This window comes from Pedobacter sp. 01N310, from assembly GCF_056399805.1.
On the sequence record NZ_JBFTSB010000001.1, the window covers coordinates 176930 to 190951 of the forward strand.

The 14022-nt window shown below is 37.3% G+C and carries 5 protein-coding genes; 4 read left to right on the forward strand and 1 reads right to left on the reverse strand.

Annotated elements, in window-relative coordinates; genetic code table 11:
- Nucleotides 1-65: 65 nt before the first annotated feature.
- Nucleotides 66-854: an NIPSNAP family protein gene (locus AC1DNH_RS00620; RefSeq protein WP_477584157.1), complete on the forward strand. Its 789-nt coding sequence runs from the start codon at nucleotides 66-68 to the stop codon at nucleotides 852-854.
- 578 nt (nucleotides 855-1432) lie between these two features.
- On the opposite strand, the gene AC1DNH_RS00625 is transcribed toward AC1DNH_RS00620, so the two are convergent.
- Nucleotides 1433-1831, reverse strand: a complete 399-nt coding sequence (locus AC1DNH_RS00625; protein WP_477583097.1) for a LytR/AlgR family response regulator transcription factor — start codon at nucleotides 1829-1831, stop codon at nucleotides 1433-1435.
- Nucleotides 1832-2424: 593 nt separating this feature from the next.
- On the opposite strand from AC1DNH_RS00625, the gene AC1DNH_RS00630 reads away from it, so the two are divergent.
- The 3 genes from AC1DNH_RS00630 (at nucleotide 2425) to AC1DNH_RS00640 (ending at nucleotide 14017) form a co-directional block, all read left to right on the forward strand.
- Nucleotides 2425-6315, forward strand: coding sequence for a TIM-barrel domain-containing protein (locus AC1DNH_RS00630; protein ID WP_477625065.1), 3891 nt, complete (start codon nucleotides 2425-2427; stop codon nucleotides 6313-6315).
- Nucleotides 6316-6493: 178 nt separating this feature from the next.
- Nucleotides 6494-10618 (forward strand): hybrid sensor histidine kinase/response regulator transcription factor, encoded by a 4125-nt coding sequence (locus AC1DNH_RS00635; RefSeq protein ID WP_477610103.1) that lies wholly within the window; start codon nucleotides 6494-6496, stop codon nucleotides 10616-10618.
- A gap of 231 nt (nucleotides 10619-10849) precedes the next feature.
- Nucleotides 10850-14017 (forward strand): SusC/RagA family TonB-linked outer membrane protein, encoded by a 3168-nt coding sequence (locus AC1DNH_RS00640; protein WP_477625066.1) that lies wholly within the window; start codon nucleotides 10850-10852, stop codon nucleotides 14015-14017.
- The last annotated feature ends 5 nt before the right edge of the window (nucleotides 14018-14022 follow it).

The following is a 14022-nucleotide window of genomic DNA, read 5'->3' on the forward strand; positions in this document are numbered from 1 at the left end:
CTTTCTCTCATTCGATCATTAAAAATAATTGTTATTTTGCTACATTATCTAATCATCCTTTAAACATGTTGCAAAAAATTAAAATATCCAGTCTGTTTTTACTTGTTCTACTGTTCAGTGCGTTTGCGGGCAATGCATCGAAGATGGATTTCTATCAGATCAAAATTTACCACTTGAAAACCGATGCACAAGAAAAAACAGTGGATGATTATCTTCAAAATGCATATTTACCCGCATTACACCGTAATGGAATTACAAAAGTAGGCGTGTTTAAACCCATTATAGGCGATCAGGCTGTGGTTGTAGAAAAGCTTATTTATGTATTTATTCCTTTGAAATCGTTCAATGGCGTTCTGGAACTGGATGAAAAGTTAGCAAAAGATAAACAATATGCTATTGATGGTAAAACCTACCTTGATGCAACTTATACCGAGACTCCTTACGAGCGATTAGAATCTATTGTTTTAAAGGCTTTTGAGGATGCTCCTCATTTTATGCTGCCTAATCTAAAATCGCCGATGAAAGAAAGGGTGTACGAATTAAGAAGTTACGAGGCACCTACGGAGAAGTATTTTCAGAATAAAGTTGAAATGTTTAATAAGGGCGGTGAAATCGGGTTGTTTAAAAGACTTAATTTCAATGCAGTATTTTATGGAGAAGTAGTCGCTGGTAGCCGAATGCCTAATCTAATGTATTTAACTACTTTCGAAAATAAGGTAGATAGAGATGCACACTGGAAGTCTTTCTCGGCAGATGAATATTGGAAAAAGCTTTCTGCAATGCCAGAGTATCAGCACAATGTTTCTAAAAACGACACTAAATTTGTTTACCCGACAGACTATTCAGATTTTTAAGAAAGGTAAAAGCTGAAAGACTAAAGCTAAAAGACTAAAGCTGAAAGCAAAAGGCAAATTAAATTAAACCCTTGCTTCCGTGGCAAATATAACCCAAGCTGGACAGATCATGAAACAAGTTCAGGAGTACGACCGCAGGATCTGAGCCATGAAATCTTAATGTTCTTAACTGCTTAATGGTAAGAAAGGTAAAAGCTGAAAGACTAAAGCTCAAAGCAATTAAATTTCGTGTAAATCTGTGCTTCCGTGGCAAAAAAATAATCCAATCCAGATAGATCCTGAAACAAGTTCAGGAGGGCGACCGCAGGATCTGAGCCATGAAATCTTAATGTTCTTAACTGCTTAATGGTAAGAAAGGTAAAAGCTGAAAGGCTAAAGCTCAAAGCAAAGTAAAATTCCGTATAAATCTGCGCTTCCGTGGCAGAAAAACTAACCAGAAAGATTCAGAAGTTCAGAATCACGTAATTTTAGGTCCTGAAACAAGTTCATGGAGACGGCTGCGGGACCGAACTATGAAATCTTAATGTTCTTAATTACTTAATGATAGAAAAAAAAGATGGATATTTTTAGCGAGCTATTTACAAAAGTATTTCTTTGTTCTTACGTTCAGTCAGAATCAACTGATTCACCGTTTCTTCAAATTTTACAAAATCGAGTGGTTTAAATAAAAAACAATTGCCTTTATCAAAGGCATCAATGGCCTTATTGTCATCGGCACTTACAAATACAACAAATTTTACGCTGTTTCGAAGCATTCTGGCTATATCAATTCCTGATATTTCCATTTGGACATCCAGAAATAGGAAATCAATTTTTCCGTATTTCCAAAAGGCGGCCATGGCATCTATTGCATCCGTAAAACTTCTCTTTAGCTGGAGTTTGTCTATTTTGGAAATAAAGTGTTCAAGTGTTTTTATACTCATTTGGCTGTCATCTATAATTACACAGCTATAGGATTGTGATAGAGGGAAATTCATTTGTAATAAGCAATTTTACAAATACTTACAAAATGCCTGCCATTCGATTATTTTTTAAGTTTGTAATACAAAAACGCTTTGTTTAAAATATAACTAATCAATGTTTTATGGTCAAATAGTGCTAAAAATAAACTATTTGTGTGCTTTGTATTTTTTTTGATAGTATAGGTAAAATCAGGATTTATAAGGCGATGGCTAAAATACTTCACTACTCGTAGAAAAGGCAAAAGCTGAAAGCAAAATTAAATTCCGTGTAAATCTGCATTTCCGTAGCAAAAAACTATTTATAAAGATTCTGAAATAATCCGATAGCTATCGGATTAGAATGATGCAATTTTAGATCCTGAAACAAGTTCAGGAGGACGATCGCTGAATCTGTTCTATAAAATCGATCTTCTACAACCTTAATGCCCTTAATTTCTTAATGATAGAAAACATCACGCTATCTCTGGTAAAAAATTAGATAGGCAAACGATTGCGCGGTTTTTGTGCCTAAAAACGCACCATTTCCTTTAATGTGTTTGTTAACTTTATCCCATAGCAACTAAATTATCAGCTTGCTTAACTTAAACACATAACCAAATCAAAATTTAATGACCCCGCATTATTTTTTTAAACATTTTAAAATAACCAATCCCCAAAACCAACCTAAGCGCGTTGTTTTGGCATGTGCGTTTTTTTTAATTACCGCTCCGTTTTTTGTTTCTGCTCAACCAGCTGCTCAGAAAACCAATCAGGTAGCCGAAAAGGTTACCAAAGTGCTTGGTGCAAAAAAGATCAATACCACCACAGTAGAATTATTGCTTTCTGATAATCAACGTTTAACATTAGATTTTTACGGCGATAATATTTTCCGTCTTTTCGAAGACCCTACAGGAGGTTTCATACGCGATCCGGAAGCAAAACCAGAAGCCAAAATTTTAGTCGAAAACCCACGCAGGCCAGTTTCAAAACTGGATATTAAAGATGAGAACAATCAACTGTTCATATCTACTGGTAAGATTACGGTTCTTTTCGATAAAAATACTTCGCTGATCAAAATTATCAACCTTGCTACACAAGCTGTTGCTGTGGAAGAATTAGCTCCGATTCAGTTCGAAAAAGGGAAAGTAACCCTTAGTTTGAAAGAAAATCCACAGGAGTATTTTTATGGTGGTGGCGTACAGAACGGCCGTTTCTCTCACAAGGGAAGAGCCATTTCTATCGAAAACCAAAACAGCTGGACGGATGGGGGAGTAGCTTCACCAACACCTTATTATTGGTCTACCAACGGTTATGCTGTAATGTGGTATACCTTCAGTAAAGGAAATTACAATTTTGGTGCTAAAGAAAAAGGATTGGTGAAATTGGCACATGAAACCGATTACCTGGATGCTTTTTTTATGATTAACGATGGTGCGGTACCCTTATTGAACGATTTTTATCAACTTACCGGAAATCCTATTTTGTTACCGAAATTTGGTTTCTATCAGGGACATTTAAACGCTTACAACCGAGATTTTTGGAAAGAAGACGAAAAGGGAACTTTATTTGAAGATGGAAAACGTTACAAAGAAAGTCAGAAAGATAACGGCGGTATAAAAGAATCGCTTAACGGTGAAAAAAACAATTATCAGTTTTCAGCACGTGCGGTGATCGACCGTTATAAAAAACACGATATGCCTTTGGGCTGGGTACTTCCAAATGATGGTTATGGCGCAGGTTATGGCCAAACCGAAACATTGGATGGCAACATTCAGAACCTAAAGAGTTTTGGCGATTATGCCCGTAAAAACGGCGTGGAAATCGGTCTTTGGACACAATCTGATCTTCACCCTAAAGCAGAAGTAAGTCCGTTATTGCAGCGCGATATTATTAAGGAAGCCAGAGATGCAGGCGTTCGTGTATTAAAAACCGATGTAGCATGGGTTGGAGCCGGTTATTCATTCGGGTTGAATGGTGTTGCCGATGTAGCCCAGATTATGCCTTATTATGGTAATAGTAGCCGCCCGTTTATCATTTCGTTAGATGGCTGGGCGGGTACACAACGTTATGCCGGTATTTGGTCGGGTGATCAAACTGGTGGCGTTTGGGAATATATCCGTTTCCACATCCCTACCTATTTAGGTTCCGGTTTATCTGGCCAACCGAATATTACTTCCGATATGGATGGTATTTTTGGCGGTAAAAATCTAACCATCAATACCCGCGATTTCCAATGGAAAACCTTTACGCCAATGGAATTAAATATGGACGGTTGGGGAGCTAATGAAAAATATCCACATGCATTGGGTGAGCCTGTAACTTCGATTAACCGCAACTATTTAAAACTGAAATCGGAGTTAATGCCGTATACTTATAGCGTTGCTAGAGAAGCGGTTACCGGATTGCCGATCATCAGGGCAATGTTTCTGGAATATCCAAATGCCTATACCAAAGGGACTTCAACACAATATCAATACCTCTATGGACCTTCTTTCTTAGTGGCGCCAATTTATCAGGCTACCCAATCAGACGAAAAAGGTAACGATATCCGCAATGGTATTTATTTACCAGAGGGAACATGGATTGATTATTTCACTGGAGAAAAATATACTGGAAACAGCATTCTCAACAGTTTTGATGCCCCATTATGGAAATTGCCTGTTTTTGTGAAAAATGGCGCCATTATTCCGATGACGAATCCGAATAACAATGTTGCTGAAATCAATAAAGCAAACCGTATTTATGAATTATATCCTTTTGGAAAAACTTCATTTACCGAATATGATGATGACGGTGCAACAGAAGCCTATAAATTAGGAAAAGGTGCTTCTACTTTAATCGAATCAGCACTAGATCAGAAAAACAATGCCCTGGTTACCATTCATCCTGCAAAGGGCGATTTCGATGGCTTTGTGAAAGAGAAAACAACTGAATTCGTCATTAACGTTACCGAAAAACCAAAAAGGTTAACGGCAAAAGTTGGGAACAGTAAAATAAAATTATCAGAAGTAAACTCAAAAGACGAGTTTTTAAAACAGTCTAATGTTTATTTCTACGATGCAGCCCCGAACTTAAACCGTTTTGCTACAAAAGGAAGTGAGTTTGAAAAAGTGGCAATGGTTAAAAACCCGCAATTGTTGGTTAAACTTCAATCTACCGATATTACCATCAATCCGGTAATACTTAGTATAGACGGTTTTAAATTCGAGCCCGTAGATAAACAACGTGTATCAACAGGTAAATTAACTGCTCCTGCTAATGCAAGGGTAAGTGATAAAAACAGAGAAGCCTATACGCTTAGCCCTAGCTGGAGTAAAGTGAGCAATGCAGATTTTTATGAAATTGATTTTAACGATATGCATTATACTACTATCCGAGATACTGCTTTGTTGTTTGATGGTTTATTAGCCGAAACAGCTTACAGTTTTAAACTGCGTGCAGTAAATAAAGATGGTTATTCTGATTGGACCGAAATTAAAGCAACTACTAAAACCAATCCTTTAGAGTTTGCTATTCAGGGTATTGTTGCCGAAACTACGGTGGAAAATCAAGGAGGTTCTGGTATCAATAAATTGTTCGATTATGATGAAGGTAATACCTGGCATACCAAATGGGGTGTTAAGGCAGTTCCTTTTGATATGATCATTGATCTGAAATCGATCAACCAACTGGATAAATTCCACTACCTGCCACGCACAGGAAGAGGGAACGGGATTTTATTAAAAGGTAAAGTGTTTTATAGCAATAATAAAGAAAGCTGGACAGAAGCTGGTGCATTTGAATGGGCCAATAACGACGAAATTAAAATATTCAATTTTACTGCACATCCTGCTGCACGTTACCTCAAAATTGCTGTTGCTGATGGTGTAGGTGGTTTTGGTTCAGGTAGAGAGCTATATGTATTTAAAGTTCCTGGTACCGAAAGTTATCTTCCCGGCGATATCAATAACGACCGTTTAATTGATAAGAACGATTTAACTTCTTACATCAATTATACTGGTTTAAGAAAAGGTGATGCTGATTTTGAAGGTTATATCAGCAATGGCGATATCAATAAAAACAATTTGATTGATGCCTACGATATTTCAGTTGTGGCTACACAACTTGAAGGAGGTATAAAAAATGCTAAAATTGATAAAGTTGCAGGTAAACTGGAAATCAGTACGGCTAAACAAGCTTACAACAAAGACGAAATCATCGAAATCAAAGTAAAAGGAATAAACCTGAAATCAGTAAATGCTTTAAGTTTTGCCCTACCATACAATGCACAGGATTATGATTTTGTAAGCGTTCAGCCTTTAAATATCAAACAGATGGATAACCTGACCAACGACCGCCTGCACACCAATGGCGCTAAGGTTTTGTATCCAACCTTTTTAAACATTGGCAACAAAGATGCTTTAAACGAAACTTCCGATCTGTTTATCCTGAAATTAAAGGCAAAACGCAAACTACAGTTCGGGCTTAAGATTAGTGAAGGCATTTTAGTAGATAAGAATCTCAATTCAGTTAAATTTTAGTTAGTAGTGATTAGTGCGAAGAGGTCGGTTTTTAATCGGCCTCTTTTTTATTGGCACTAACTTGAACACAAGAATAGATTCGGTAATAAGTTTGCAAAGTGTATCTTTACAACTCGTCTATTTCAAAAGAGGCAGGGTTTAGCTAAGGCATTCTCCCATCAAATTTTGTTGTTCAACTATGAGATTAATTAGTCTAACTTGTTTTCTTCTACAATTTTTTTTCCTCTTTACTCATGTTAAAGCGCAGGTATCCCATGTCGATAACCAGCCTGTAATAGCAGGCCATTATGTAATTAAAACATACGGCATAAATGAAGGACTGCCTTCAAAAAATACAACAGCTGCTTTAAAAGATAAAAGGGGATTTATATGGGTTGGTACCGAAAACGGTTTGTGTAAGTTTGATGGTTATTCTTTTAAAATTTATGTAAATATCCCCGGCGATACAACATCACTAACCAATAACTATATCAATGCTGTTGTAGAAGATCAGAATGGTGTGTTCTGGGTGGCTACCATGAACGGTTTAAATAAATTCGACCCTGTAACAGAGAAGTTTGAGCGTTTTTATCATAAAGAAAACAAAAGAACATCGTTGAGCAATAATAAAATATGGTCGCTACTCATTGATAAAACAAATAAGCTCTGGGTAGGTACCGACGATGGTTTTAACCTTTTTAACAAAAACTCAGCATCTTTTACAGTTTATCAGCCCGACATTAAAAATCCAAATGCCATTAAAGGAAAATCGGTTAATGCCATTGCAGAAGATAAAGAAGGGAATTTATGGTTAGGCAATTGGAGCAAAGGACTAAATAAATTTGATAAAAAGACACGTCGCTTTACCAATTATACACAAAAGGAAATAGCGGGCGAAAAAAACCCGAACGATATCTGGACACTTAGTATAGATGGCGATGGCATGATATGGGTTGGTTGCTATTGGAAAGGTGATCTGTTCAGATTCGATCCGAAAACAGGGAAATTCAATACCTACAGTAGTAAAGGCACTGGTAACGCTTCAGTATTTAGTATATTAAATTTAGGCGCAAAAAAAATGCTGGTTGGCGGAAACTCCGGATTATTTTGGGTAAACACCGAAATAAATAAATGGGAGAAAATAGAAGAACTCGAATTTTTTGCCAACGGAGGTCTATACAGCGATAAAACAGGAATGATATGGGTTTGTGGTAAAAATGGTCTCAGTAAAATAGACTTTAACCAATATAAGTTTAATTTTATTTCCCTTCCTTTTGGGCAGGCCGACATCAAATCCATCATCAGTTATGGTAAGGATTTTTGGGTAGGCACAAACAAAGGTTTGTTTAAATATAATCCCGATAATCGTTCAGTAATTAAACTGCTGCATACCAGTAATGCAAATAGTTTATCAAGCTCTGATATTATTAACCTATCTACCGATTTAAATGGCAGGCTATGGGTAATGGGCGAAAATGGTTTCGACCGTTACGAGGAGAAAGAGAATAAATTTGTTCACCATCATCACCGTTCGGCACTTGGTAGTTTTTTTAACGAAGATGTTTTTAGAGATTTAATTGAGGTAAACAATAACGAATATTATTTGGCTACCGATGCTGGTTTGAAAGTGTATAACGAAAAAAACGGCAGTTATACACATTACTTTAACGACCCTAAAAACCAGGCTTCATTGAGTAATAACCATTTGTACTGCCTTTTAAAAGATGCGCAGGGCAATGTTTGGATCGGGACATACGGAAGTGGGCTCAGCCGCTTTAACCCTAAAACCAGAAAGTTTAGCAATTACATGATCGATAATTCAAGAAAAGGTGGCATTAGCAATAACATTGTAAATAGCCTTTATCTGGATTCGCACCAAAATGTTTGGATCTGCACCCGCGATGGATTGAATAAATATGTAGTTAAAACAGATACTTTCGAAATATATTCAAAGCAAAACGGTTTTGCCAGCAATGTTTTTACCGATCTGGTAGAAGATAACAATGGCAGGTTATGGGTAACAACCGAACAGGGAATCTCACTCTTTGATCCGGTAAACAAAATGGTAAAAAATTACGATGAGAAAGACGGTGTTTATGCCAATGCCGCTATCTGTAAAAATGCGAAAGGAGAAATTTACCTGGCGGGAAGTAAAGGTATCGTTTACTTTAATCCACAACAGCTAAAATATAATAAAACGGCTCCGGCGGTTTATTTTTCCGATTTTTCTATTTTCAATAAATTAATTCTGCCTGGTGATGATTCTCCATTAAAACTACCGGTGTATATGACCAAGGAGATCACTTTGCCCTACAGCCAGAGTGTGCTTTCTTTTGGTTTTATAGCACTCAATTATACACTTTCCGAAAAAAACAAGTATGCTTATTTTCTCGAAGGTTTTGATAAGAAATGGAATTACAGTGGCAGTGAGCATAAAGTCACCTATACCAATTTAAATCCCGGTAAGTATGTGTTAAAGGTAAGGGCATCAAATAACGATGGCATCTGGAATATGGAGGGCAATTCTATCGTAATTACCATTACACCGCCATGGTACCGTACCTGGTGGGCTTTTTGTATTTATGGACTGGCTTTCTTTGGGATAATTTATGCCTATCTTAAATACCGTGAGCATCGAGCAAACCTCGAATTCCAGGTGAAGCTGGCCCATGTAGAAAGTGAAAAAGAGAAAGAACTCAGCGAGAAGAAACTTTCTTTTTTTACCAATGTATCGCACGAGTTTCGTACGCCACTTACACTAATTATCAATCCGGTTAAAGAGCTTTTATACAAGAATGATAAAAATGTTGATACCACTGATTTAAATATTGTTTACAGGAATGCAAAACGGCTTTTAAGTTTGGTAGATCAATTGTTATTGTTCAGAAAAGCAGATACCTATGGCGGAAAATTAAAAGTAGCTCCCGTAAATCTGATGAGTTTGTGTAAAGAAGTATTTCTTTGCTTTGTGCACCAGGCCAGGTCTAAAAAAATTGTATTTGAGTTTATATGCGCCGATGAATTGATCCCATTTTATGCTGATAGGGAAAAAATAGAGATTGTGTTTTTTAATCTCCTGGCAAATGCCATAAAATTTACGCCCGAAGGCGGTACGGTTAAAATGATTGTAAAAAGTAATCAGGAAAATATAAATGTGCTTATAGAAGATACAGGCTGTGGTATTACCAGCTTTGCAGGAGAAAAACTCTATGAAAAATTTTATCAGGATCCAGGAAATAAATCAGCAAAAGGAGGTTTTGGTATTGGTTTGTACCTGGCTAAGAATTTTATAGAAATGCATGGTGGAACGATAAGTTATACCAGCGTTGAAAATAAAGGCACGGCATTTAATATTGCTTTATTAAAAGGAATAAGCCATTTTAAAGATGCGGTAATTTTGCAGGAGGAACTGGTTGATACTGATTCATCGTTATTTAAAGAGTTAATAGAGGATGAAATAACGGCAAATAATATTGTAAAAGCAGCAGAAGAACCATTGATTGATAGTCAGCTCGCTGTGGATTTAAAAACACTTTTGATTATTGATGATAACGTTGAGATCAGAGAATACCTGAAACAGGTTTTCAGAATGGATTACCACCTTTATGAAGCGAGCAACGGAGAAGACGGGTACGATATGGTAAAAGAACTATTGCCCGATATTGTGATATGTGACGTAATGATGGATGGTATAACCGGGATAGAACTTTGTAGTAAAATAAAAGAAGATGTAGCCGTTTCTCATATTCCTATTATCCTGCTGACCGCTATTTCTGCGCCAGAGGTTAAACTTAAAGGAATAGAAGGCGGGGCCGATGATTACATCAGCAAACCTTTTGATAAAGATTTTTTAAAAGCGAGGGTAGCCAGTATACTAAAGAGTAAAAATGCGCTGCAAAAATACTTTTATAACGAGATTACCCTTAATTCTAATAACACCAAAATATCTGCAGAATACAAAGAGTTTTTGGATAACTGTATCCGTATTGTAGAAGAACACCTGATCGATCCCGATTTTAATATCGATATACTGACTGCAGCTATCGGTATGTCGAGATCTAATCTTTACCGCAAAATAAAATCCATTTCTGGTCAGTCAGCGAATGGCTTTATTCGTTTCATCAGGTTGAGGAAAGCTGCGGAAATTTTTATCAATACCGATAAAACCATTCAGGAAACTTCTTACATGGTGGGCATTAACGATCCGAAATATTTTAGAGAGCAGTTTTATAAGCTCTTTAACATGAACCCATCGCAGTACATTAAAAAATTCCGCAAGCCGTTTTCCAATAACATTAATACCACAGTTAAAAAAGGTAAATAGCAAGTAGCCATTCATCTATTATTTTTAATAATCTGCCCCAAAGCATTGTTTTGGGGCTTTTTCGGTTTGTTTACCCCTCTAATTTGGACTGTTTGTACCCCTTGGGAGTTGTTTGTTGGCGCTAATTTAGCCTTCCATAAAGCAGTGTTATAATCGCGATTCCGATAGAGGGTTCTGTTGGGTAGGTTGTAAAATTGATCTGCTAACCAAATATTAAACTTGCAAACCAATATGAGAAGAAAAGTTCTGAAAGGATTTTTGCCAAAATTCTTTACAATTAAAACACTGGCATTTCTATTTATCGTATCCATCAGTTTACCGGCAATGGCATCTTTAGTTTCTGTTAAAACAGGGATAAAGAGTCAGCTTAAAGAAATTGTGATAACAGGTACGGTAACAAACGAAACTGGCGCTACATTTCCAGGTGTGGCGGTTAAGATTAAGGGAACCGAAAAAGCAGTGCAAACTGATGCAAAAGGTAAATTTAGTATCAGTGTTGCAGCCACAACAGATGTACTTGTTTTTTCTTATGTGGGCTATACCAATCAGGAGCAAACGGTTGGTGATAGAACAACCATTAATGTTCAGCTTAGTTCTGATACCAAAACACTAAACGAATTGGTAGTGGTTGGCTATGGAACACAGAAAAAAGCAACATTAACCGGATCAATCTCGCAGGTAAAAGGAGCCGACCTGGTTAAGAGTCCGCAACCGAATTTATCCAATTCATTAGCCGGCCGGTTTTCTGGGGTGGTAATTAACAATAGGAGCGGTGAGCCGGGTTTTGATGGTTCGAACATCACCATCAGGGGTTTGGCTACAACCGGGAGCAACAGTGTATTAGTTGTTGTAGATGGAATCCCCGGACAAATTGGTGGTCTAGAACGACTAGATCCCAACGATATTGAAAGTGTTTCGGTATTAAAAGATGCTTCTGCTGCTATTTACGGTAATAGAGCTGCCAACGGGGTAATTTTAGTGACTACAAAAAAGGGAAAAACTGGTAAACCAACCATCAACTATAGTTTTAACCAGGGTTTTAGCTCGCCAACAAGATTGCCTAAAATGGCTGATGCGGCAACCTATGCACAGATTATGAATGAAATTGGTTTTGATTCGAATCCTGCAGGTGGTCTTAATCAGTCGTACACGGCAGATCAGATCGAAAAATTTCGTAATGGTTCCGACCCATTGTTATATCCCAATACTGATTGGATTGACCAAACCTTGGAAAAAACTGCGCTGCAAAGCCAACACAGTCTTTCTGTTAACGGGGGCAGCGAGGATGTAAAATACTACATGTCGTTAGGTACTGTTTCTCAAGATGGTTTGTATAAAAATGGGGTAACCAAATACAATCAGTATAATTTCCGCACAAATATAGATGCCAACGTTTCTAAATACCTTAAAGTTGGCTTGTCGGTATCAGGCAGGCAAGAAAACCGTCTGTTTCCTCAGGTAGGGGCTGGCGATGTTTTCAGATCCATTTATAGGGCAAAACCTATTGTATCGGCCTATTATCCAAATGGTTTACCAACAACCGGTATCGAAAATGCAAATCCAGCCGTACAGGTTACAGATATAGGCGGAACAAATAAATCGCCAACGCAGGTTTTAAATGGCATTCTAAGAGCTAGTTTTATTATTCCCGGAGTACAGGGTCTTTCTGTTGATGGTTTCTTTTCTGCTGATAAATCCAATGTATTTACCAAAAGTTTCAGCAAACCATATCTGCTGTATCAATATGATCCTACATCTAAAAACTATAATAGTGTTATTGTTGGTGGCAATAACCAAAAAGCTACGTTGACCGAAAGTCATAGAAATGAATCGTTGCTTACTTCTAATATTAAACTAAACTACGCTCGTCGTTTTAACCTGCACGACATCAATGCCTTTGTGGGGTATGAGCAGAGTGAAAATCATTTAGAATATTTCGATGCACAACGCTTTAACTTTCTCTCTACTTCGTTGCCTGAACTTTCTCAGGGAGGTACTGCTGCTACGGATTTCTTAAACTCAGGCTATAGCACAAATTATAACCGCCGAAGTATAATTAGTCGTTTGGCTTACAGTTACGATGATAAATACCTTTTTGAAGGGCAGTTGCGCGTAGATGGATCATCAATTTTTCCTCAGGGTAAACAGTATGGTTATTTTCCTTCAGTTTCTGCAGGGTGGGTAATCTCAAGAGAAAAGTGGTTTAACGAAAACGTTAAATTTGTTGATAATTTAAAAATCCGTGCTTCATACGGAGCGCTTGGTAACGATAACGTAAATGGTTTCCAGTACTTTGATAATTATGTTCTTGTTGGAAATGGATTTGTAGCCCAAAGCCCAGGTGCAACATCATCAACCATACAGCCGGGCGTAAATTTAGTTAAACTTGCAAACCCGAATATTACCTGGGAAGTAGCCAAAAAACTCGATATCGGTTTCAATGCCGTTATATTTAAAAACTTCAGTATCGAAGCCATCTATTTTCAACAAAAAAGATCTGATATCTTGGCCACCCGTAATGCATCATTGCCAGGTTCTTCAGGAATTGTAAACCCTTTCGGTTCTGATCCGCTGGTACCTTCAGAAAATATTGGTAAAGTTAATAATACTGGTTTTGAAGCTACTTTAGGTTATAACCATAATGGCGAAAACTTTAAATGGAATGCATCAGGCAATATCACTTACGCAAAAAGCAAAGTAATTTTTATAGATGAAGCCAGTGGTACACTAGATTATCAACGCCAAACCGGCAGACCATTAAATGCTAATCTGCTTTACAATAGCATTGGCATATTTAGAACGCAACAGGAGTTAGATGCTTACCCACATGTAAGTGGCGCTAAAATTGGCGATCTTAAATACCTCGATTATAATAATGATGGCAAAATAACCGCCGATGACCAAACCAGAACGCCATATAGCAATATTCCTCAAATCACTTATGGTTTTACACTTGGTGCATCTTATAAAAACTTTGATGTATCAATGGTATTAGCCGGACAAACCAAGGTAAGCCAATATGTTTTGCCAGAATCGGGTAGCGTAGGTAACTTTTATAGCAGTTGGGCCGATAACAGATTTAGTGCATCTAATCCGACTGGAACTTACCCAAGGGTAACTGACCGTGCATCGAATGCGATTAGCGGTGGGCAGTTTAACAATACTTTTTGGCTTAATGATGCCTCATTTTTAAGGCTTAAAAATGTAGAAATTGCCTATAACATTAAGGCCAGTTTCTTAAATCGGATCAATGTTTCGGGATTAAGGCTTTATGCGAGTGCATTTAACTTGTTCACCATTTCTAAAGTAAAAGATTACGATCCTGAAGGAACCAGTGGTAGTGGGCAGTTTTATCCACAGCAACGCATTATTAATTTGGGCGCCAATATTAAATTTTAAACATC

Bases quoted from the DNA above. Each gene is read 5' to 3' on its own strand.
- AC1DNH_RS00620 (WP_477584157.1), top strand. From the start codon at position 66: ATGTTGCAAAAAATTAAAATATCCAGTCTGTTTTTACTTGTTCTACTG.
- AC1DNH_RS00625 (WP_477583097.1), bottom strand. From the start codon at position 1,831: ATGAATTTCCCTCTATCACAATCCTATAGCTGTGTAATTATAGATGAC.
- AC1DNH_RS00630 (WP_477625065.1), top strand. From the start codon at position 2,425: ATGACCCCGCATTATTTTTTTAAACATTTTAAAATAACCAATCCCCAA.
- AC1DNH_RS00640 (WP_477625066.1), top strand. From the start codon at position 10,850: ATGAGAAGAAAAGTTCTGAAAGGATTTTTGCCAAAATTCTTTACAATT.
- AC1DNH_RS00635 (WP_477610103.1), top strand. From the start codon at position 6,494: ATGAGATTAATTAGTCTAACTTGTTTTCTTCTACAATTTTTTTTCCTC.